Genomic DNA, 23,340 nt, shown 5'->3' on the forward strand with positions numbered 1-23,340 from the left:
CCCATCCTCACAGGACTGCGAGCCCCTTCCATCCCAAGGGGACCACGCTCAAAGTCGAAGACCCCCGATGCCGCCAAACTCTGGGCCTCCTGACGCCCCCCGTACCCCCGCGTGCAGGGCGTCGTCCCCCTGGCTCGCGTAGCGGTTCGCCGATGATCGGCCGCGGCAGAACGACGCGTTCCGCGGCGGAACGTGTCAGGCGCGGTTCGGGGTTGCCGGGCACGGCAGACAGCATGGCCAGCCACACCTGCCGCGGATGTCCGGTAGCGCGCCGGCATGGAAGCCGCGGCGCAGAGCTTCGAAGCTTGAGGCCGTCGAGAGGAGGCCTCAAGGAGGCTGGCGCAGGTGTACTCGATCCCTGTACACGCTGTGGTGGGTTCTCCCGGCCGAATGACCCTGTACCGGGTATTCCGTTTTCGGCTCGTCGTGTTCATAGGGGCGGCACCTCCCAGTAGCTAGGTGCACACGCGCTCCCCGGCATCGAGGTGGGTGCGGTGGTGCGGCGGTCAGACAAGCTCAGCTCACCAGCCCCATCCTGGAGGGGCCATTGGGCCGTCGACGTGGGTTCGCCTGGGCTGTGTCCGGAGCCGAATGGGTATCGTATTGGCCTCGAGCTTCGCTTGACCCGAGCCGGAGGCCGAGGACACAAGGCCCTCTGCAGTCGGGCCTGCCGACATCGTTCGGCACGCTGCACGCACTTAGCTTCTTGGAGCGTTTGGGCGGTGTCAGGCTGGCGGCGATCATGGCTGCGGCCAAGCGGGTGCGCGTCTTCGTACAGGAAGTAGACCATCCGGCTCGTCGCCCCGCGCGGTTGCATTCATACTCGGGATCAATAGGGGGGCATTTCGCGGGGGAGCGCAGGATCCGACTCCCTCGGACCGCGCCCGTAAGCCGGCAGCACTCGTTAAGATCGTTAGCGAGCACTATGCTCGTAGGACCCGCACGATGAAGATCCACGCACGGGTGCCTCAACTGAAACACCCGTTGAGCGCTTGGAGCTGCACACAATGTCGTCGCGGACGTCGTCGTGGTCACGCTGTATTCGGTGGTCGGTTCTGCGCCGACACCATGTGTTTGCTTACTCAACCAGCGCCTTGATGTCAGCGGACGACCACGCTGGGGTGGAGTTCTCAATGAAGCCGTACTGCAGCAAGGAGGTTGGCGCAACGGGGGTTGCGCGGTGCGTTCTCGCGCCACCCTTGCAGGGTGGCATCCGAGTGTCAAACCTCTATCGCGAAATTGATGATCGAACTGCCGAGACAAGAATGGGACTGCGACCACCGATTTGTCGGCAGAGGATGAGCGTTCCTCGGCCGCCTCCGATGCATCATGTTGCCGCGGGCTGAGTAGTTGCGGCTGGTTCTCCCTTTCCGTCTATGACAAGTCCATATTGTGGAGTCTTTCCACAGCAATTGCGTACACCTTGGCGGCAGTCCACCGCCCAGAGGATTCCCGAGAAAGGGCCCCGGCTGCGAGATCGCGCACGTCATGAGGAACGCTGCCGAGCAGCTCTTCTGCGCGTCCACTGTCGATGGACCTCGACGAGTCCCACACCGATCCCAGCGCACACTGAATGACGAGCAGGCCCAGCGCCCAGATGTCATCTGCTGTTCGTACTGTGCTACCGTTTGCCACTGACGTTCGCCGAGCCTCCATCTCCGGGGAGACGCAGACCTCAGACGTTCCCAGATAGGGTGCCTCTTGAGTGCACGGATCAATGCGGGAGGTGACGTTGAAGTCCGCGAGGCGCCAGCTGAGCCGGTTCCCCGTGCGACGCCCAATAACGTTTGCTGGTCGGACATCGGCGTGGACGAGGCCGAACTTGAAATGAAGAGCTTGTAGAGCCGCAGCGACATCCCGAATGACTGTCAGAATCGTTGTTGGGTCCATCGGGCCACTTGCGCTGATGTACCGGGCAAGGTCGGTGTCGCCCCACTCGAGGAGGTGAACGACCGCGCCGCGGAACTCGCCGAATTCCGGTTGTTCGGGTAGCTGGAAGCTTTCGAAAGCTGCGATCAGTCCATCCGTCGCTGACACCTCTTCAGAGATCGCTATCTCGCGGCGTGCCACGCCAGCGTTGCGGGTGCCGCGGATGCATTTTGCCGCGAATATCCGAGTTCTCCCGGTGATGCTCTTGCGCCTAGCCTGGAGCACCGATGCAAAGTATCCCTGCGACCGTCCCAACGGCGAGAAGAACTCATAGCCCTCGAAAGCGAAGATCGGCGCGGCCTCCTCTCCACCAATCTGACCTGCTGATAGGTAGGTCTGCGCTGGAGCGACGCTCACCGATACGACTGGGAAGACCGTTGTGGTCGCTTCATGCAGCTCACTCCCAACCCGATACCCGGGGGCAAGCTGAGTCGACTCCACCCAGCCGTACTGGCCGACATCGATTCTCAGCCTGCTGTCACGCCAGAACCACTCGCCGTGCCAGTCGCCTTCGGACCACCCGGCAAGGAGGTCATACTCCCGGAGGACCCCGTGCGGCTGCAGCTCCCCGATGACCGCGGCGTTACCGCCCGGGAACTTCACTACAGCTATCCGCTGACCGCTGGGGACCGGTTGGTCCGGCTCAACCACGGGGAAGACGGCGAAGGGCTGTGGCTGGCTGGTGGGACTGTCGCTGCGGAACTCGAGCCCGCGATGCGATCCGACAGGAACGTCTAGCCGGTATGGGCCGACGACGATCTCCAGATGGTCATCGGTCCGGGTCCATCTACCTGTCCAAGTTTCCTGCCACCTATCGATGGCACGCTCAGTGAGTGTCCCGTCAGGGTGCAAGACGGTGTACAGGGCGTACCCGTATGCTGCAACCTTCAACACCGGTCCAGGCGTCGCCCACTGTGGACCTCCAGACTCCACCACTGCCCTCGCTACCTTGTGGTGGCTCGCACCCGCGCTGGGCGACCTGAACGGAACAACTTCTTCTTTTCGCCCTGGTCCAAAACCTCGTAGCTGATCGCCGATAGCGGTACGCCAAGCTGTCGGCACGCGTCGGCCACGGCAGCCTCTACGGTGTCGCCTTCCGCCACCAGAGAGCGGGGTCGAGGCTTCGAGTGGATTCGGGCTGGGGCAGTCCGGGATGCTGTAGGAGCGGGCCTAGTCTCAACCGGTGCATTCTGTCCCGGCGTGCTTGGTGAATGGCGGAGCGAGAGTTGCACTTTCTTGCGTTGGTCGTCGAACCCGACGACCGCTGCTGTGACCTGCTGGCCCTTGCTGAGTACGTCGGCTGGCTTGCCGACGCGAAATGACGAAAGCTCAGAAACGTGGATGCTGCCGCCAACTCCACCAGGGAGCGTGACGTACGCGAAGGAGTCGTTGAAACCGGTGACGACGGCGGTGACCGAGGCGCCCACCAGTGTCGACGATTTGAATGCGGGGTACGGCTCCGGGAGGAGCGCCTTCACCGACAATTCCACCTGCAGACGTTCGTCCTTAAACTCGATGATCTGAGCGGTCAGCTTCTCACCGATCGCGACCACGGTTGAGGCATCGTCTATGCCGCCGTGAACCAAGTTCTTGGCGAAGACCGCTCCCGTCGCGCCGTTGGAATGCTCGACGTAGACGTGCGTGCGCGTCGCACCGACGATTCGTCCCTCGACCTTGTCGCCGACACTGTGTCGGGCTTTGTACTCCCGATACCTCAGAGCGCTGACTGAAAGCTCGACCAGCTTCTTCGAGTCACTGAAACCGACGATCTCCGCGACAATCTCCTCGCCTGCGGAAACAGCCATCGAGGCGTCTGTGATATTGCAAGCACCGAGATTCCTGATGAAGATGACACCGGTGGCGCCGTTGGAATGGGTGAGGTAGACGTGTGATTTGGTAGCCCTTCTGACGGTGGCTCTTACCTTGTCGCCAATCTTGTGACGAGCTTTGTACCCGTCATATGGATGGGGGAGTGCCTTCTTACGCGAGAGGTCTACCCTACGGGCTTCGTCATCGAAGCCGACCACTACAGCCTCGACTGTGGCGCCGATCTGGGAGAAGTCTTCTGCGGTCGGCAGTCGAAGGTGGTCGAGTTCGGAAATGTGGATCGATCCGTCTACGTCGTCCCCCAGGTCGACAAAGACTACCCGTTCGATGCGTGCATTGATTGTGCCCGAGATGCGTGCTCCCGGCGGGAAGCGATTCTTGAAAGCCTCGAATGGGTCAGCCTTGAGCGCCTTGACTGACAGCGACGGCTTGCCTGGGAGCTCAGGTACATCCAGGAGAACGGCACGGAGGTAGTCTCCAACGGCGACGATCTGGTCGGGATGTCGGAGACGGCTTGCCCATGACAGCTCTTGAGTCGGGATGAACCCCTCGATCTCCCCGTCGAGCTCGACTAACACGCCTCGATTGGAAAGCGACTTCACGACACATTCGAGGACGCTGTACACCGGATACTGGGCGGTGAATGCGGTGACCCGTGCTTGGTGTTGGGCGAGTGGCGTTGTCTCTTCGATGTGGACCGTCGCGCGAACCTCGAACGGCTCGCTGAGTGTGCCCGGGATGAACGGAGTGCGATCGTCGACGCGCAGATGGTGGGTGCGTGCCCAGAAAGACCAGACCTCGTTCGGCCAGTCCGGCTCGTCACTCAGCTCAACCAGGGCCGCCGCCGCGGACCGCGAGAGCGGCTTCTCTGTCTTGGCAAACACCAAGGTTCCGGGTGGGGCGAGATCGTCCACATCGTCGTCATCCTGTGCTTGCCTGCCGTTTAAGGCTATCTGGGTCTTGGCACGCGGCTGTGGCTGCGTTTTGTGCCTCAACCCCGCCTTAGCACGGCCGGCCTGTACGGAATCGCCGTCGTTCGGCAGGCCGTCGATTGTGATTTGCCCAGCCTGATGCGACTCGATGTCGAGGAGCATCTCGACGCTGAGTCCGCTGACGTCCAGTCTGGTTCGATCACTTCGAAGTTTGACCATGATCGGGTCGCCGGCGTTGAGTTGCGGTGTCTCGCATGGGGCACCCGTCTCGCTGAAAGGCTCAGGTTGGTCGGCGCTCTGCTCCTGCTTCTGCTTCGCATTGAAGGTGAATCGATGCACGATCCCCAGCGCGCTGTCTTGGTGGAGCAGACGGGCCGTCACATAGCCGTTGGGATTCGGAGGCGATTCCACAAGGGCTGTGTGCACCTTCTCGTGGGACTGGTTCCGGCGCGACTTGTCGAGGATCTCGTTACTCGCACCACGACCGACTTGCGCCTTGGACCAGTGCTGGTGAAGCAGTTCAAGTAGCGTGACGGTCAACGTGCCCTCTGCGCGGGCGGGCACTGCGGTGGCTTTGATCACAGCGCCAGCGACAAGGCTTTCAAGCAAGCCAGTGCTGCTGCGGTCCAAGCTGACCGCGATTTCGCGTCGTCGGACTTGCTCGTCGTCGTAGCGACCGCGGGCTTCTGCGAGGATAAACCGGCCTAGGCCATCAAGGCGATCAAACGCGCGGAGTGAGCCACCGTGGTGCCTCAACGGTTGGCCGACGCGGACCTCGATTGGATCGCCTGCCCTGAGGTCTGGGTGCTGACCGGCGTTGCTCACCTGGCCGCGACGCCAGTCCGGGCGGACCTTGACGACGAAACCGTCTTCGGCGGCCAGGTAGCCGGTGACCTCATACCACCCGTCGGAGTCGATCGGGTACTCGCGGTCCACCTCGACCCGGGGGGTCGAGACGTCCGCACCGACACCAGCTGTCTTTCGCCAGGCAGCAACCAAGTCTTCACGCCGCCCAGGTTCGGGTGGGCTGGCTTGTCGCTCGCAGTCCTCGGGCCGGTCGTCACGGCAGGGGAAGCACTGCCCGCACGCCTGCAGTGTGCCAGTCTCCCGATCGGCTTCGAGCAGTTCGGCCTGCCACGCGCCCTCATCGTCGTAACCACGGCGGGGATCGAGCCGGATCTCGATCGTTACATCGTCCGAGGTGCCCGCCAGCTCGTCTACCTCTGGCGCTAGTTTGCTCCGGGTGCGGGAGCGAACCGTTCGACGGCGGGGGTCCTCGCCACGCTCCTCGCGCGTCTTGGGCCGAGGAAACGGCGGCACGGAAGACGCCATGGTCCTGGCCCTTGTAACACCGTCGACGCTCTCCAGCTCGAGCTTTACGCGCTGACCCACCGGCCAACTCTCGATATACTGCAAAGCTGCGTTCTTGGCCGCTTCGGCAGGGGCGTATTTTGAGGCATTGATCAGCATGCGCATTGCGTCGACGACACTGGACGGCTGCTGCTCGTCCGGCTGGTTCATCGCCCATTCCTGAGCGATGACCAGGGAGGAGACCCGGTTGTCGAGCTTGGACTCCCTGCGCCGCAGCGCCACAACGTGCTCAGTTTGAGGCTTGAGCAGCGAATCTTCTTCCAACCTGAACATCCGAGGGGCTGCCCCCGCGGCTACGGGAGCCGCCTCGCCTGCAGGCTCATGTGAGTCCGGTTCGGTCGGAGTGACCTCCGGTCGTGACCGTTCGGCAGAAGACGGGATCTTCGGTGTGCTCGATGGCTGATAGTGGCCGTCTGCGCTCGCGGTGAAGATGTTCGCGGCCATCGCGCGCGTCAAGACTCCGCGGGTGCGGTTGATGAGGGCTGGCTCGACGAACCGCTTGACCTCCTCCTTCATGGCTGGGGCCAGCGCAGCAAGCACTTCCTGTCGTTTCTTGGCTGCCTCAAGGAGTACTGAATGGTTGACCCACCACATCCGTGCCCAGTCCTCGCGTGCAGGGGAGTGCTCCCACGGAGGCAGGTCTGGATCTGCCCTCTCCCAGGCGGCCGCGATGAGGAGAACTAGTTCTGCTTCGTCCTCACACACTGACGCGAAACCGCGGTGGCGCTCGGCGGCTTCCAGCCGCCAGTCGTCTGGCCAGTCGAAGTCATCGAGAAGTAGGCCGCGCTGGCCGATGAGGCGGGTGTCCTCCAATAGGGCGATGACTGTGGCGACCTCGGGCACGCAGGCAAGCCGGTCTGCGTACATGATGGCCAAGGCGCTCGCGGTCGATCCGAGCCCTTGAAAGCGCGCCAGCTCCTTGCCGAACGAAGTTGGGTGGCCCTCGTTGTCCACGGCACCGCCGGCGCGTAGCGCTCTGTCGGCTCGATTGATTTCCCTGATGAACACCTCGCGGGCCTGGGTTGCCTTCTCATCAAGCGCGACCGTGTTCGGCTGGAAAGCGGCTGGCCAGTCGAAACTGAGGACGTCGTCGATGCCGCCCATCTTGGCAGTCATGACGAGAGCTTCGAGGTTGTCCCGGGTTGAACCAGGAGGGGTGTCTTCGGCTAGTTCGAGAAATTGTGCCTTGGTGTAGAGCGGAAATACCCAGCCCGGCGCTCTTCGCCCAACGCGTCCCCAGCGCTGCTTGATGCCGGCCTGGCTGTGCGGCTTGGTTGGAATGCTGCCCTTGGCCAGTTCTGGATCCCATTCGGATTGGGCGATGATGCCGCTGTCGATCACGAACCGAACGCCTTCGACTGTCAGGGAGGTTTCGGCCAGGTTTGTCGAGATGACGATCTTGCGGGGGTCGCCCTTCCTGCGTCTGGCGAGCGCTTTCTTCTGCCGGTCCTTCGGCAGGGTGGAGATGAGAGGGAAGACCTGGTCCTTGTACGCGCGCCCGAGCGCCTTCTCGATCTCCTCGCAGACTGACTCGATCGTCCGCTTTGTCGGCAGGAATCCGAGGATGTCACCGAAAATCCCGGCCTCGTCCAAGCCGCGTGCGAGCTTGATGACGAACTTCGCCATCTCGCTGGGCATACGCTCCTGCCACTGATCGATTGGGATCTTCCCGTCGAAACGCAGGCCGGAGACGAGTTGGGTCGTCTTCCACACGTCCTCTGTGTACCCGTCGTCCGCCTCGTCGCTCACGTCTTCTGGGAAACGAAGTGGCTCGGCGAACTGCGACTTCCAGTGCGTGCGGATGAAGTTCCGCTCGTCACGCGGGATCTGCGGGGTGAGCGGTAGCGCTGCGTCGGTCCAACGTTCGAGAACGTCGTCCTCGCCGTCCTCTGGGGCGTCGAGATTGGGGAACAATGGCATTCCATATCCGAATGTCTTCTCTGCTGGGACGTCCATGACGTTCGCATTCACGGAGCCGAAGTATTCGAGGTAGAAATCCGTATTGAAGGTCGCCGAAGTGATAATGACCCGCAGATGTGGATACCGGGGTAGTTCGCGCTTGAGGTACCCCATGATGAAATCGATGTTCGTGCTGCGCTCATGAGCCTCGTCAACGATTACCGTACCGATTCGGCTGAGACGACCCTCGCGGAGCCAGTTAATCATCGTGCCGTCCGTGACGTAGATGAGTTCGCACGCCTCGTCATGGTTACGGTCTCCTGACACCTGATAGCCCACCGGGTAGCCCGGTCCGACCCCGCCAGCGCCGGACATCACGCCCCCGACGAAAGAGGCCACGCCGACGGCGGCGTGAACGCGAGGCTCGGTGACTATGATCGGGCCGAGGTCCGTCAGCTTCGCGAACGGCGCCCCGCCGGGTAAGCCCGTCAAGGTGGACGGAGGCGGATCCATCAGCCGGTAGGGGGCGAAGGTGGACTTGCCCGTTCCCGTGCCCGCCTTGAGGATCAGAACCTGCTTCTCGCGCAGCTTCCCTATCATCTCTGCGATATGCTCGTCGGTCATGCCGACGCGGACCTCTTGCAGGTCGTATGACGTTCCTTCGACTTCTTCGTGGGCGGTAGGCAGCGGGCCGAGACCGCCAAGCGGGCCAGTCGGGTTGTCTCGATCGGCGACCTCGCCAACGGTCTTGAGGTCAATGTAGGCGACCGCCAGTCCCTGGATGTTGATGCGGTGCTTCTGCCGGTGTTCCTTGCACCGGTCAGAGCGAGAGCCACCACGCTCGACTAGGTTTCTTGCCCAGTTCTCGTTGTATGTGGCCTTCTCCGTCCGGGCGCGTAGCGTGGCATGCAGTTTTTTGAGCTGATTCTTGCCGGCTCCACTCGCCTCCAGAGCGGCGATGTCCTCTTGCAGCCCTTCGATCTCGCGCTGGCAGTCCTTGCAGGTGAAGGCTCGCATGTGGGATGCGGACATACCGCGCTTCGGGCCTTCGTTACTGATCACGTCGACCACACCGACCCCCTTCGGAACGTGCTGTTTTCAGAGATGACCGCCTTCTGCTCTGGGGGCGAAGAACGCTTAAGGCTGTAATCGCCCTGGGCGTTGCGGCGCCGGGTATGGGGCGGATTGCGCAGACCGGGCCTGCCAAAGCGTGGCCCGTTGTTGCTGCTCTGCTGCTGCTCAGCGTCGTTCCGGGGTCTGCGGGGTGCCACGAAGTACATAGGTTGCACCGATACTGATCCGGGAAGCCTCAGCAGGTGAGTCGTCAGCGCACGGTAGAAGCCCACGACCGCGGTCTCCAGGCCGGTCTGGTACATGCTCAGGCGCACGTGCCGCTCAGTTCGGCAGAGTTCCTCGAGTTGTCTGAGAGTGATGTCATAGACAAGGTCGTCGGTCTGCCCGGCCGGACGAGGTCGGGAGATCTCTGCGTTGCGAAGCCACGCGCCGTGCACCACAGCATCCATCTCGGTGTGCCTGACGGACAGCAGTGCGAGCTTCAGCTCCAACGACGCAGGAGGAAGCTCTGCAACGAGCGGCAACGCACGGAGTGGGAACGGGTGTGCGGACCTGGAACCGTCGCGATACTCCACCGGGGCGTCGACACGAACGGTGCCAGGCGCGGTGACGACGAACTCGCGCAGGATCTCGGTGACCACGGCGTTGTTGACGCCGCTCGGTGATATGGGCACACGGCGGGTGGTGTCGGGATCGAGTGCTTCGGAAATTTGGGCGCGGAACCGAGCCTCCACGGCCCGGCTGCCGAACACCCCGTCCTCAGCCGCCCAGGTATCCGCTGGGATCTCTGCAGGCCCGATCACCTCAGCGTTCGTGATGCCATACACGTGCGGATCGACGACCAGGACGGGGAGGAGCTTTACGGCAACGAGCGAACTCGCGGCCTGGCGAATGTCGTCCGGTAGGCTTGCCGGCCACGCGTTCGGATCTGTTCCAAAGAGCATCGTCTGTCCGCCCTGAGGAAGCGATACAGCCGTGCGCGGGGCGTCGGGGTGGTTCAGGGCAGCTTGTTCGAGCCGGGTCGCCAGGGCTTCGAATCGTGCAATGTCGAGCCGATCGCCCGGATCGGCCTTGCTTGCCCGTCTGGCGGCAGAGCGAACGTCATCGACCAGGCCAAGGTATGAGGCATCAGCGGGCAATCCGATAACCCAGGCAATCTCGGTACTCATCAGCGGGAGATCCTCGACTTGAGGAGGCGGTCCTCGATGGACTTGTCGATGTCGGCGAGTCGGTCCGGACAGCGCAACACGGTGCCCGACAGTCGTTGGGGTGGGGTCGGGGCGTCTGCTGGCACCAGTAAGACCTTGTGGCCTGGGAGTTCGGAGGTGTCGATCTCGGCCAGGGCTTCTGGGCAGATCGCGGTGCGCGGGAAGACGGTCAACGTGTCGATGCCTGTCAGTCCGAAGGTCCAAGGAACGGGTTCGGTGGGATCAAGTCCGACGAAGGTCACCGCCGCCTCGTCAGGGTGGATCTCCCATTCGATGCCTTTCGTGTGGTCTTCAACCACGCGTACCACTGACTTGTCGCCAGCAGCGCCGTCCGTCGAATTCAGGCGGCGAAACAGCATGCCGACAGTGACAGCACCTCGGCAGCTCGCGGACTCGGCTTGTCGTGCGAGTCGATCGGTCCATTCGGCGCCCCCACTCAGGATCGAAGTAGAACGGCCACTGGTGGCGAGCAAGTAATCCATCTCGATTTCACGCCACACCTGGGAGAGGAGCAGGAAGCATATGCGCTCGGGTGGGATTCCCTGATGCTCGACCGCGTCATCAACGCGCCTCCGCAATGCGGCCGGCATCGGTGTGATGGCGAGAAACAGTTCGCGTGCTTCCCGGGGCGTTATGGCTGCGCTATCTTGTGCACCGAGGTCGACGCCGACGGTGCGGCCGAACCGACGGAGGCTGGCAGGCACTGCCATCTCGGGGTGGCCGTCGTAGTCGAGCGAATGGCCTTTATGGAGGATTCGTGCCTTGCGGTCGAAGCGGATTTCCATCGTTCCCCCGCTTTGGAATGCGTCGCATAGGGTCAGGGCGGCGAGTGCTCGATTGGCTTCGTGGGTTGCGACGTGTGGCACCTCGCAGGTCTGCCAAGCGGGCACAGAGAGACCGTCGAAAGTGGAGTCATGGGCGATTGCGCCTAAGGCGACGATCACATTCTGGCAGGCGATCCGGACGGGTCGGACGACGAAATCGCGCGGTCGCTTCTCCTTCTCAAGGTGGCTGCGTTCGTATGCAGGACCGATTTGGTCCAACACTCTTCGCAATCCCTTCGTGCGCGCACGAAGTTCCTCCTCTAGTGAGGCAACGAAGAGCAACGGATCGATGTCTATCAGGGCGAGTTGGTTCCCGGCTCGAACCGGATGTAGGAAAAGCCGCCGGACCTCGCCGATGGTCACGATCCCTAGCCCGTCATCACTTGTGACGACACATGCCATCGACTCTGGGTCGACCCAGGCCAACGGCAAAAGCCAGCCTGGTAAGGGGTTCCCGCTGACCACCTCGATCAGCTCCAAGGCCTCGTCTATCGAGTAACAGCCCTCCGACTTGTCAGGTCTGAAGAGCAGTTCCTCGACCTCGTGCGACCATTCGCTCCCGTAGATCAGACCGAGGCGTTCTCCCAGCGCATCCAGCGAATCAGTAGGGTCCACGGTTCCGAGACCTAAGTACTTCGACTGCTCGGCTGACCTCCGCCTCAATCCGCTCCGGGCTCTGCGGTCGAAGGAAGATCGTTTCCTCCACGTGGCCCTTCTTCGAGTTTCCTGTTCGAGGATCCCTGATGTCGTCCGCGTTGCTGCGATCAGTCACCGTTACGGTAATGAGCCCGGTCGGCTGCGGCTGAGGCGGGCCATCCTTTCCGTTTGTGGTTGCGTTGTAAACGACGTGGACATGGCGACTCTGATCGATGACACGCTCGCCTGGCCGCTTCGACGTGTCGGCACGACCGTCTTCATCGACGAAAAACTGAACCTTCTTGCTGGGGTGCTGCGGGAGGGCCTGAAAGTTCTCCAAACTAGGCAGCTGCTGGGACACTGGTGTTGGCTGTGATTGCAGCGCGGCTCGGCTCACGTGGTTGTTTCCGCAGGCCATCGCTCTCCCCCCAGCAGCCGCGTGTGTGGCTCCTCACACACAGTATGCCAGATGCCGAGTGCAGCAATTCCGATGGGTGAGTGCCGCCGCCTTTGGGGGGAAGACGATCAGGGCACGCCTGCCCAGCAGGGCGGGGTCCCCGAGCCCGACGGCGAGCCTCAGGAGAGACAGTGGTGCGGAAAGGCTTCAGATGTACGACGCCAGCCGCCATCCCAAGCTTCCGGGCCCAGCGAACTGCTGCGGCTCCTGCGAGGGACAGCCCCGGACGAAGGCCGAACTGGCAGCCCTCAGAGGGCTCGCCCGCTCCACACTCTCGTCACGCGTCGACCTGCTCATCTCTGCCGGCTTGGTCGTCCCGGCAGGTGACGGCGTCTCATCAGCGGACGGCGATTCGCGGCCCTTTCCCGAACAGCGCCGACTCAATCCTGAGAGTGCGTATACTGGCGTTCCTTGTTGGGGGAGGGAGTTCGAATGCACGCGCGGCGGCTGACGCACGCGACATCTGCGCCAGAGGGCCTCAGCGCGGCATGGAATCGCGCCGATGTGCTTGCCGGTCACAGCATTCCATGCGTTCCGGCCGGAATCGGCCGGGCTACATTGTTGCCGACGGTGTCTGCTTGCGGGCACGACTCCATTGTGGGCAGACGGGGACATCCCGTCCCTCAAGTTCGCCGGTCCCAGCATGTTCATGCGCTAGGAAGGCAGCGATGGGCTCGTCCGCGGGTGTGGGGACCTCCACGCGGCCTAGGTCCTGATAAGTCGCGGAGCACCCAGGGGTTCGACGGTACGGACCCTCCGGCATGCGGACGCGTGAACCTGAACTCCCTCAATGAAGCGAGGACCACGCGAGAAGGCTCTCGTCTCTATTCCCCGGACCTGAAGGAGTACCCGACCGTGAAAGCACACAGCTTCGATGAATGGTCGCCGCTGCGCGAGGTGATCGTCGGCACCTCGGCGGGATATGAGGCCCACGACATGGAGCTCTCGTTCCGATTGTTCTTCAACGATGTCGCGCACTCGTCGTTCTACTATCCGTCCTTCGATGCCCGACATCCCCTAGACGCCGTTGACTCGCGCCGACCGCTGAACGACCGCTACGTCAAGGAGCTCGCTGAGGATCTCGAAGACTTCGCAGATGCCCTTGCCGCCGCTGGCGTCGTGGTGCACCGTCCCGACCCGCTCGGCGCGCGCGGTTTGTTCACCACCCCCGACTGGGAGGCGACGATGATCCCGGCACTCAACGTCCGGGACCAGACGATCGTCCTTGGCGACGAGATCCTCGAAACTTCCTGCCAAGTCCGCGCTCGCTCCTATGAGAGCGACCTGCTAAAACCGATCTTCTCGCGCTATTTTCGCGAAGGGTCTCGGTGGACATCCATGCCCCGACCACGCCTGCTCGACCGTTCGTTTGACACCTCCTATGTCTCGGGGAGGGCGACGCCGGCGATCGAGGACGTCGGCGACAGCGACGGGTCGGCCGCCGACTTCGAAATCATGATCGACGGCGCGCAGTGCATTCGGCTAGGGCGCGACATCGTCGTCAACGTCGCAACGGCAAACCATGCGCTCGGCGCTCGATGGCTCGCCGCGCACCTCGAAGGACGCTTCCGCGTGCGCGTGATGGACCGCTTCGCGGACAACCACATCGACAGCCTCGTCCTGCCGCTCCGACCGGGACTTCTCCTGCTGCGCAATCACGGGGTGGCCGACCGCCTTCCCGCACCCCTGCAGCGCTGGGACAAGATCTACGCACCCGAGCCGCAATCCCACAACTTTCCGTCATACGATGCCGACGACCTCATCGTCAGCAGCCCCTACATCGACATGAACGTGCTCTCGATCGACGAGAACACTGTCGTGGCCAACTCGCTATTCCCCGAGCTCATCACCACGCTAGAGGGCCGCGGCTTCACAGTCATCCCAGTGCGTCACCGCCACCGCCGACTGTTCGGCGGCGGGTTCCACTGTTTCACCCTTGACATCGTGCGCGACGGCGGAGACGAGTATTACTTCGACGAACGAGAGTGGGCAGACGCATGACCTCTGTTAACCCGGAGGAGGCTGCGACCCGGGAGTCGCGAGGGCTCGAACGGCCAGCCTTTGACATACTCGGTCGGCTGGTCTTTGGCGCGGCAGCTTTCCAGACCCTCCGCGCGGCCTGCGAGACCGGACTGCTAGAACAGCTCATTGACGCTCCCGACGGATTCGACCGCGACGAAATCGGCGAGCGAATCGGATTGCGCGGCCGTTGGCTCGACACCCTTCTCACAGCCGCCGCAGCCACCGAGTTGATCCGACGCGGTCCTGACGGCCGCTACCTCGTCGCGGCGGAGGTCGCCCCCGCAGTCCGAAGCGTCGAATGGAGCCTGTTCACCGCCACCGTGGCATTCGAACACCACTTCAGTTACCGCGGGATCTCGATGTTCACCGAGGCCCTCGTGCGGGAGACCAACGCAGGGATCGAGAACTTCCCCGGACATCCCGGCGACTCTCTGTACGTGCGATACGCGTCCGACCCGCAGCTCAGGCAGGTCTTCTACACCTACATGCGCGCATGGTCCCGCATCGGGGGGCCGGTCCTTTGGGACGAGCTCGTTGAGATCGCGCCGACTCGAATGCTCGACATCGGGGGCGGCGACGGTGTCCACGCGATCGCGACGGCCAGCCGGCTACCTGGGCTCGAGGTCACTGTGCTTGACCTTCCCGAGAATGTTGACGTAGCACAAAAGCGCATCGCAGAACAAGGGCTGGCCGATCGCATCCGCGTCGTGGGCGGCGACATGTTCGTTGGGCCGTTTCCAGAAGGTCATGATCTCGTACTCTTCGCACACCAGCTGGTGATCTGGACCGAAGAGGAGAACCTGGGGCTCCTGCGCCGCACCAACGCTGCGCTGCCGCTTGGAGGAACGGTTGTGATCTTCAGCTCGATGACCGACGACACCGAGGACGGGCCGTTCGTTGCGGCAATGGCGAGTCTGTACCACACGGCCATTCCGGTCGAGGGCGGGCGCATCTATCCGTGGAGCGCCTACGAAGACTGGCTCACAGCGACCGGGTTCGGGGAGGTGCGACGCATTCGGTCCGACACGTGGACTCCGCACGGTGTGATCGTCGCGCGGAAGGTCGCTGACATCTAGCTCGCGTCGAGCGGGCGGATTTCGAAGGCCGGCGCGGGCCGCGCAATGAGACTGAAAGCCGGGACGAGGCGGGTAGGGGCGCCAAGGGGTTCGATATGGTGCGTCCGAATGACGTTGCCGAGAACGCGCGTGATCGCGTCCAGCGCGTAGCTGCGGGCGACGCACGATCGCGGGCCGCGCCCAAAGGGCATCCATGCGCGTTTCCAGGAGGCGCCCTCGCTGAAGCGCTCTGGCCTGAAGACGTCTGGCTCCGCCCAGTACTCAGGATGCCGGTGCACGCGCGGCACGTGCACGATCACGCGCGAGCCAGCCCGGATTTGCACGCCGGAGAGCTCGTCGTCGATGGAGGCTTGACGCTGTACCCAATACGTCGACGGGCACAAGCGGAGGATCTCGCGCAGCGTCCAGATGACGTAGTCGACGGCTTGCGATCGCGGCGCGAGAGCCTCGCGGAGGCGGTCCTGTGCCTCTGGATGCCGCGCGAGGACGTCGAGCCCCCACACCATCGGCATGGCGAGCGTTCCGGCGCTCAGGAGCTGGGACAAGACCTCATCGCGTATCTGTACCTCTGTGAGCCCTCCGACGTGGCAGACTAGCGGCGAATTCCGTGTGGCGAGCGCAATATCTGCCCACTTCTGCACGATCAGCTCGAGCTCGGCCACATCCCGCCGAGTTCGCCGAGCGAGCACAGGATGCGGTCCGGGCATCTTGCCTCTCCAGAATGTTCCGGCCAGTCGCCGCAGACCGAGGGCGACTTTATCGGCCTCTAGTTGATCCGGTCGGCGGCCGAGAAGCGCGGTGGCGAGATCGGCCACAATTTCGCTCTCGAGAATCGAGCGCACCCGATCCACCGTCGCGCCCGCGAGTCCTGGTGATATATCGGACGATGGGGAGTGGGACCTGAACGCACGAGCCATCCCACTGCGGCGTCGGCGCCACTCGGCATCCATCCCGTTCCATGTTGACAGTCCGCCTCCGAGGAACGGGATTGAGCTCCGCCGGAAGCCAGTCGGGCCACCCTTGTCGGGGTAGATGTCCGGTCGCTCCTCGAGTACCCGGACGGCGTCGGCGGGATGCCCGACGACAAGAACGTGTTCTGCTCCCAGGTCGAGCCCGAAGACGTCGCCCAGCTCGTCTGCGGCGTCGAGCAGGACGTCAGAGCGCGCCCGGCGAAGATGAACGAGCGAACCGACAAACGGCAGCCGTGGTGCGTAAGGAACGCCAGGATATCGGGATTTCATGACACGTCCTGCATCAGAGGAGCCTGAGGGAATGCCCGCCATCGACGCGCACGATCTGCCCAGTCATCGCCCGGGCTTCCGGTCCGAGTAGGAACGCGACCACCTCAGACAGCGCGATCGGGTCGACGAGGTCCCCGAGAGGTATGCGCGATGTGAACTCCGAACTGGAGAAGATCGGCTCTTCGCTTGTGCGATGGCTGCGCACGACCCCGGGTGCCACTGCGTTGACGCGCACTGGTGCGAGTTCGGAGGCTAGGGAGCGGGTGAGTGCGTCGACGGCACCTTTCGAAGTCGTGTAGGCCACGGAGCCAAGCCCGGCGAACTCGGACCCGATCGATGAAAGCAGCACGACCGACTTGAGGATCCTTCGGGTAGAGAGGGCACGCGCGAGTGCGTACGCCGCCGTGACGTTGACCGCGAGCACTTCCGCGAATCGCACTGGCTCCAGATCCACTGTCGCGGTGTGATCGACGAGGGCGGCCGCATGAACGAACCCGGCTACCCGGATCTCACGTGCATCGAGTTCGTCGATGAGCCCTGCGATGCCGTGCGGATCAGTTAGGTCGGCCCGGATGGTCTCCAAGCAGTCGGGTCGAGCCGCACTCTGGAGAGCTTCGGCGGCAGACGCCGAGTGAGCGTAGGAGGCGATCACCCGGTGACCTCGGCGCAAAAGGTAGCGCGTCACCGCAGCGCCGACAACCCCAGTCGCCCCACTCACCAAGATGTGGCTCTCATCCGACATGATGTAATCGTTCCTCTATCTCAGACAGGGTGGAAATGGACACTCCGACATCTGATCATGACCTCGTCGACGAGGTCGAGATTGCCGACCACGCAGGGTTGTCTGGCGCCAGTATCTCCCGCGCACGGCTGAGAGACGGTACCCCGGTAGTTGTGAAGCGATCCTCCCCAGAATCTGACCTGTTCCAACGCCGCCTCGGCCACCCTGTGAGCCTAGAACATGTCCTCTGGCAGGACGGCACACTCTGCCGGCTCCCCTCAGGCATACGCGCCGCGGTACTCGGCACGTGGCTTACGAGTCGGGTGGCGACCATCGTCATGGTCGACCTTGGTGACAGCATCCTCGGGGGCGGCCATATCTTCTCTGCTGATGAGGCGCTCGCGATGCTGGAACGCGTCGAACGGTTGCACCGTGCCGGGCTAAGGCCTTCGGCCTCCACGCCGCTCGAGCCGGTGATCTCACTCTTTGACCCCAACAGGCTTCGCGACCACGGCGCGAACGGACTCGCTGCCGACGTCGAGCGTGGTTGGGCAGCATTCCGCGATTTCGCCGCACCAACTCTCGCGAATGCCGTCATCGAGATAGTGGAGCGTCCCGGCGTGCTCGTCGACGCCCTGGGATCGCGACCATCGACCTTTTGTCATGGCGATATCGCAGCGGTCAATATGGCGTGGGCCGACGACGATCTCGTGCTGGTCGATTGGGGGCAAGCGTTCGTCGGGCCGCCTGCTCTCGAGGTCGCGCGATTCCTCCCGTCAGGCTTGGTGCGGTCGGAACTCGATCCAGACTCGTTCCTGGCTGAGTATCGGGCCCTCTCCGGAGACCGTTTCGATGCCGAGGCTCTCGCGCTCTCCCTTCTAGCTACATTGGTTTGGTACGGATGGCGCAAGGCACTCGACGTGGTTGAAACGGCCGACCCGACGCACCGGGCGCGAGAGGCCGCAGCTCTCTCTTGGTGGTGCGATGTGGCTGATCGAGGAATAGGAATTCTCGCGAGAACGGCGTAACGAGGCGGGTGACCGCGACAGTCGCGCCTCAACCCACGATGCCTCAAGCAAGGCCATATCCGCCGGGCTCAAGCTACGCGTCGGCCGGGAGCGGCGGGTGACGAGGGAATTAGCTCACGACCGCGGTGATGGTTCCTGAGCCGGCTCAATGTCTGCCGTGGTGGCCACTGCTTGGCAGACCCTTTTCAGGCCAGGCCTGTGTGCTTTCGCTCGAGCTTGTCTGTCATGCGTCCAGGATCCTCCACCCTCCGACGTTTGAAGCATCCCGTTCGGACGATGCGCCCCGGGGACTTTGAGTTCAACAGCCGCGATCCAATCCCAGACCTGACTTGCGAGGCGGAATGTGGAGCGTTTCGTCAGGTCAGAATGGGGTCGGACTTCGAAATGAGGCGATAGTCGTGCGGTGGTCTCCATACATCCAGAAGGTCAGGACGACCTCGGGAGCGACCGCGGTGCAGATCGTGGAGAAGCGCACGGGGCCCCGCGAATCCTTGAGCATCTCGGCTCCGGGCACTGCGAAGCGGACCTTCCCGTGCTGATGCAGGCCGCTCACGACCGGCTGAACGCCGGGCAGCAGGCCTTCGACCTCGATCTCGGCCTCGGGTCCGGCGCCGCGGAGCAGGGCATGGAGCCCGCACTCGGCCCGGCCGTCGTGACGGGAACCCGCAGCGAGGTCCTGTGGGAGGTGCTCACCGGCGCCCCCACCCCACGGGGTTCTGCCCTGGCCGAGGGTGCGTTCAGGGCGATGGTGCTGGCCCGCCTGGTCGACGGCCTCGAAGGCGGCGGCGGTCGGGATCCTCGAGGACCTCGGGGTGAGCGCCCCGCAACGTCTCAGAGCACCCGTGAGGAGCTCGCCGCCACGGTCGGCTGCCCGGTCACCGGCGGTCCGCCGGTGACTCCGTCGAGGTCGAACGCGCTGCGCGCCTTGGATCTTCGCCTTCGGCACCTGCAGGAGTGCTGCAAGTGCGGCCTAGTCGTGCGCCGAGCAGATGTGTTCCACGATCGTGCGCACCCGGGTCCTCCGAAGCGATCTGGGCCGCCCTCGCGCGCGAGGCCGTCTTGACCTTGCGGAAGAAATCACCGATTCGGACAGTCTAGAAGCTCAACAAGAGTGCCGCGCAGCACCTTCGCGATCCGCAGAAAGTCAAGGAAGAACAGCCGTCAAAGCGTCAAACCTCCAAGAAGTGGCACGACTCAGGTAAGAAGCTTCTTCCGAATGGACGCATGCTACCGCCGGTAGGCGCTGCGCACCTGTCTCTCACAGAGGTGAGGGAGGCGGGTGTGAAGGGCGGTGTGACACTTTTCCGCGGGGACGGCGCGGATGCGCGCCGGTACGTCGAATCCGATCGCTCGCGCGCCGATGACTACTACCTCGGCGACGCGGCGGTTGCCGAGTTCGTCCAACTCGACGGCGACGGCGAGGTCACGGCGATCCGTGACCTGGCCCCGGAGGCGTACGCGGCATGGGTCGACTGGGCGCACCCGATCACCGGGGAACGGCTGGGGATCCCGCGCCGGGCGGGGGAGGGCCGTCTGGGGTCGCCGCGCTTCGCGGAGATGGTGGTCAACGCCCCGAAGTCCCTCTCCATCGCAGCGGCCCTGCACCCCGAGGTGTCGGCAGCGCTCGATGCCGCTCAGCAGGACGCGGCGACCGAGATCCGCCGCTGGCTCGCCCGGCATTCGGTGACACGGGTCGGGCCGCGCGGCGCGCAGGAGGTCGTCCCGGTCGAGGAACTGCACACCGTCGCCGTCGTCCACTGCACGAGCCGGGCCGGGGACCCGCACCGGCACATCCACCTCCAGATCGGCACGCGCGCGCGCGGCCGGCGCCTGGCGCGCCCTCGACACCGCGGCACTGTTCGCTCAGCAGGGCGCAATCCGCGCACTCGGCACCGCCGTTATCGCCGCCCATCCCGTGCTCGCCGAGGTGCTCGAACGGCACGGGCTGACGCTGGATCCCGTCACCGGCGAGGTCGCCGAGCTGCAGCCATTCAACGCGGCGATGAGCAAGCGCGCCGCCCAGGTGGAGCGCAACCTCGTCCGCCTGAGCGCCGAATGGGAGGCCGCCCACCCTGGCGAGGCGCCCGGGCCGGTGGTCACCGCGAGGTTGCAGGCGAAGGCATGGGCGTACGAGCGGCCCGCGAAGAAACCCACCAGCCTCGCCGAAGAGGCCGCATGGATCGCCCAACTCCGCCATGCCGGATACGACCCCGCAACCCTGACCCGACCGGCACGGCCCGCGGTGGTTGCGCTCGACGACCTCTCAATCGAGGAGATCGCATCCCGCGCCCTCGACCGCTGCGCCGCCCGCGCCTCCGCTTGGACCACGCACACAGTCACCGAGCACGTGACTGGCCTGGTGACCGAGCGCGGCGTGCGCGCAACCGGCGATGAGCTGCGGGAGTTCGTCGGGCTCGCGACCCGACTCGCCCTGGAGGACTGCCTCTCGCTCCTGCCGCCCGGCGCACCCGCACCCGAGCACGTCGCGCACTTAACGAGCGTCCGTGTGATCGGAGCCGAGACCAGGCTCCGCGACCTCCTCGCCGCCCGCGTCGCAGACGTCGAGCCCGAGCGCCCCAGTCTCGGTGGCCTCGCCCATGCCGGTGGCCTCGATCCCGACCAGGCCGAGGCGGCCGCGGCGGTTGCGTCGGCGGATCCGCTCGTCGTCGTCGAGGGCGCCGCCGGTGCGGGGAAGACGACGATGCTCGCCGCTGCAATCGCCGTCTCAGAACGCGCAGGGCGTCGGGTGCGTGTTCTCGCCCCGACGAAGAAGGCCGCGCAGGTCGCGGCCGAGGAACTCGGCGTGCCTGCAGACTCGGTCGCCGCGCTGGTGCACGGACACGGCTGGCGGTGGAACGATGACGGCGTCTGGACTCGCCTGGCCCGCGGCGCGATCGACTCCGAGACCGGACGCAGCTACGACGGCCCGCCCACCGCGGCGCGGATCGGCCGTGGCGAGCGGATCGTCGTGGACGAGGCCGGGATGCTCGACCAGGACACCGCGCTCGCGCTGTTCACCCTCGCCGCGGAATCGGGAGCGAGCGTGGCGCTGGTCGGCGACCGTGCACAGCTCCCGGCAGCCGGCCGCGGGGGAGTGCTCGACATGGCCGCCCAGCTCCGCGGCCACACCTGGCAGATGACCAGCGTGCACCGCTTCGCCGATCCCGCCTACGCGGACCTCACACTTGCGATGCGCGACGGCAACGACGCCGGTGCCGTGTTCGATCAGCTGAGCGCACTCGGTCTCGTCCGGATCCACGCGAGCAAGGACGACGCACAGGCGCACATCGCCGCCGGCGCCTGCGACGGCGATGCGATCACCGGAGCGACCATCGAGGAAGCCACCGTTCTCAACGAGCGCATCCGTGCCCGCCGAGTAGAGCAGGGCGTCGTCGATTACGCCCGCACGGTGACGGGCAGCGACGGGCTGAGCATCGGATCGGGCGATGTGATCCAGACGCGACGCAACGACGCCGGGCTCGGTGTTGCCAACCGGCAAACCTGGACCGTGCAGCAGGTCGACGCCGACGGATCACTATGGGTGCGCGAGACCGGCAGCGGTCGAAAGCGCAACACCACCGTCCGCCTCCCCGCCGACTACGTGGCGGAGCATGCGCACCTCTCCTACGCGGCGACCGCCTACGCCGTCCAGGGCGCGACCGTCGCGGCCTCGCACACGCTGCTCACCGACCAGACGAGCGCGGCGGCCGTATACGTCGGCGTGACCCGCGGCCGCCAGACGAACCTGCTGCACGTCGTCGCCGAGAGCAACGCCGAGGCCCGGGAACAGTTCACTGCCGCGATGGAACGCGACCGCGCCGACCGCGGGCTCGCCGTCGCCATGGACCGCACGGCGGAAGCGATCCGGGGCCTCGTCGACAATGGCCTAGCCAAGCGGGTACGAGACGAAATCCTCGCGCTCACCGCCCGAGCCGAGAATGCCGAGCGCATTGCCGCGGGATGGGGTCGCGTCGCCGACCTCCTCGCCCCTCTAGGCGCACATCGTCCTGAGCCGTCCATCAGGCAGGCACGACTGGCTGCGATGGCTCGCGTGTTCGGCGTCGAGCAGGTCCGCCGGATAGCTGCCCAATATGAATCCGCCAGCCCTGACCGCGAAGTCCGGCGTTGGGCAAAGGCCGCAGCAGACGCGCGAGCTGAGGTAGAGGCGCTGAAGTCTCTCACCCCTCGAGACGCTCTCGCCCGCGTCGAGCGCGCCCACGCAGTGGAGGCCGGAAAGGCCGCAGCCCGCACGGCTCAGCAGGCCGAAGCCGAGCGCCCGTCCATGCCAGGGGGGCGCGCAGCCGGGCGGCCGCCTCGCGGTCTGAGCCTTTGAGCACGGCAATGAGCGAGGTGGCGAGGTTGATCGTACGATTGGACGGCAGCAGGTACAGCTCGCGCAGGGTCCTCTCGTCCACGATGCAGTCGACCGGGGTGCGCTGTGTCTCGGACTCGTTGGCCAGGAAGTGCTTCGGCGAGAACGCCGATGCCCTTGGCCTGGAGGGAGTTCACGTACGCCGCGGCCAGGGCCCGCGTGAGGTAGGGGTCCTCGCTGAAGCACTCGAAGAGCGGCTTGCCCAGACGGCATGCGGTGGAGGTTGAGGGTGGGTCCCAGGACGATGCGGGTCCTCTGGTCCATCGCCTCCTCCGCCAGGATTTCCCCGACCTCGGCCAGCACGTCTCGCTCCCGTATCTGGGCGAGTAGGGTGGCGTCGGGCAGCAAGCAGCTCTCGCGTCCGCCGACGACTTCCTCGCCGCGGACCCCGGTGGGCCCGTCGACATGACGATCTCTTCGAGGCCGATGGAGGGCTCGGCGTGGAGGCTGAACATCCGTGCCCCGGACAGGAGGCGGATCTTTGCCCGGAGGTCGAGGGAGGGGACGGCCAATTCGAGGGGGGCATTCACGGAGGCGAGGGTCAAGGTGCCCATTCTGGTGCTCTTCTCCGAGTCGAAAGCTTGGCCGCGGGTCTTCAGGGGCAGTGTCAGCGGACCTTCTTCACTCGCAGGATGGTCAGGCTCCGACAAGGCCGATGACGGGTCTTCCACTTTGGGCGTGGTGGCGGTGTTCAGCATGCTGTCTGGGCTGCCGTGTACAAGA

At 64.6% G+C, this 23,340-nt stretch carries 11 protein-coding genes and 2 pseudogenes; 7 read left to right on the forward strand and 6 right to left on the reverse strand.

The window, feature by feature from the left end:
- Window positions 1-1,374: 1,374 nt before the first annotated feature.
- From IE231_RS17690 to IE231_RS17705, 4 genes are read right to left on the reverse strand one after another with little or no spacing between them, the layout of a single operon-like run.
- Window positions 1,375-2,820: a protein kinase domain-containing protein gene (locus IE231_RS17690; protein ID WP_189695323.1), complete on the reverse strand. Its 1,446-nt coding sequence runs from the start codon at window positions 2,818-2,820 to the stop codon at window positions 1,375-1,377.
- Between the two features lie 53 nt (window positions 2,821-2,873).
- The gene (locus IE231_RS17695; protein ID WP_189695324.1) at window positions 2,874-9,029 is read right to left on the reverse strand and encodes a S1 RNA-binding domain-containing protein; all 6,156 of its coding nucleotides are present in this window, start codon (window positions 9,027-9,029) and stop codon (window positions 2,874-2,876) included.
- Window positions 9,017-10,201 carry a hypothetical protein gene (locus tag IE231_RS17700; RefSeq protein WP_189695325.1) on the reverse strand — a complete coding sequence of 395 codons (1,185 nt, stop codon included), beginning with the start codon at window positions 10,199-10,201 and terminating at the stop codon, window positions 9,017-9,019. Before IE231_RS17700 ends, IE231_RS17695 begins: the two co-directional genes overlap by 13 nt.
- Window positions 10,201-11,679 carry a hypothetical protein gene (locus IE231_RS17705; RefSeq protein ID WP_189695326.1) on the reverse strand — a complete coding sequence of 493 codons (1,479 nt, stop codon included), beginning with the start codon at window positions 11,677-11,679 and terminating at the stop codon, window positions 10,201-10,203. Before IE231_RS17705 ends, IE231_RS17700 begins: the two co-directional genes overlap by 1 nt.
- Before the next feature lie 238 nt (window positions 11,680-11,917).
- On the opposite strand from IE231_RS17705, the gene IE231_RS17710 reads away from it, so the two are divergent.
- From IE231_RS17710 to IE231_RS17720, 3 genes are all read left to right on the forward strand, one after another.
- Window positions 11,918-12,076, forward strand: a complete 159-nt coding sequence (locus IE231_RS17710) for a hypothetical protein (protein WP_189695327.1) — start codon at window positions 11,918-11,920, stop codon at window positions 12,074-12,076.
- Window positions 12,077-13,012: 936 nt separating this feature from the next.
- Window positions 13,013-14,158: a glycine amidinotransferase gene (locus IE231_RS17715; protein ID WP_189695328.1), complete on the forward strand. Its 1,146-nt coding sequence runs from the start codon at window positions 13,013-13,015 to the stop codon at window positions 14,156-14,158.
- Window positions 14,155-15,255 (forward strand): methyltransferase, encoded by a 1,101-nt coding sequence (locus IE231_RS17720; protein WP_189695329.1) that lies wholly within the window; start codon window positions 14,155-14,157, stop codon window positions 15,253-15,255. The genes IE231_RS17715 and IE231_RS17720 overlap by 4 nt, the downstream gene beginning before the upstream one ends.
- Here the strand turns inward: IE231_RS17720 and IE231_RS17725 are convergent.
- Both IE231_RS17725 and IE231_RS17730 read right to left on the reverse strand, forming a co-directional pair.
- Complete coding sequence (locus tag IE231_RS17725; RefSeq protein ID WP_189695330.1) at window positions 15,252-16,496, reverse strand: cytochrome P450; 1,245 nt, start codon at window positions 16,494-16,496, stop codon at window positions 15,252-15,254. The two genes, IE231_RS17720 and IE231_RS17725, sit on opposite strands and share 4 nt — an antisense overlap.
- A gap of 13 nt (window positions 16,497-16,509) precedes the next feature.
- Entirely contained in the window at window positions 16,510-17,238 is a 729-nt protein-coding gene (locus IE231_RS17730; RefSeq protein WP_189695331.1) for an SDR family NAD(P)-dependent oxidoreductase, read from the reverse strand.
- Between the two features lie 302 nt (window positions 17,239-17,540).
- Here IE231_RS17730 and IE231_RS17735 point away from each other — a divergent pair, with 302 nt between their 5' ends.
- The 4 genes and pseudogenes from IE231_RS17735 (at window position 17,541) to IE231_RS17745 (ending at window position 22,578) form a co-directional block, all read left to right on the forward strand.
- Window positions 17,541-18,245 carry a phosphotransferase gene (locus IE231_RS17735; protein WP_189695332.1) on the forward strand — a complete coding sequence of 235 codons (705 nt, stop codon included), beginning with the start codon at window positions 17,541-17,543 and terminating at the stop codon, window positions 18,243-18,245.
- A gap of 398 nt (window positions 18,246-18,643) precedes the next feature.
- Window positions 18,644-19,075 (forward strand): annotated as a pseudogene (locus IE231_RS18600) (IS1634 family transposase); the annotation flags it as partial.
- A 394-nt stretch (window positions 19,076-19,469) separates the two neighbouring features.
- Window positions 19,470-20,006, forward strand: a pseudogene (locus IE231_RS18370) (relaxase domain-containing protein); the annotation flags it as partial.
- A gap of 154 nt (window positions 20,007-20,160) precedes the next feature.
- Window positions 20,161-22,578, forward strand: coding sequence for an ATP-dependent DNA helicase (locus IE231_RS17745; RefSeq protein ID WP_229867411.1), 2,418 nt, complete (start codon window positions 20,161-20,163; stop codon window positions 22,576-22,578).
- The last annotated feature ends 762 nt before the right edge of the window (window positions 22,579-23,340 follow it).

This window comes from Sinomonas cellulolyticus (assembly GCF_014656475.1).
GTDB classification, from domain to species: Bacteria; Actinomycetota; Actinomycetes; order Actinomycetales; family Micrococcaceae; genus Sinomonas; species Sinomonas cellulolyticus.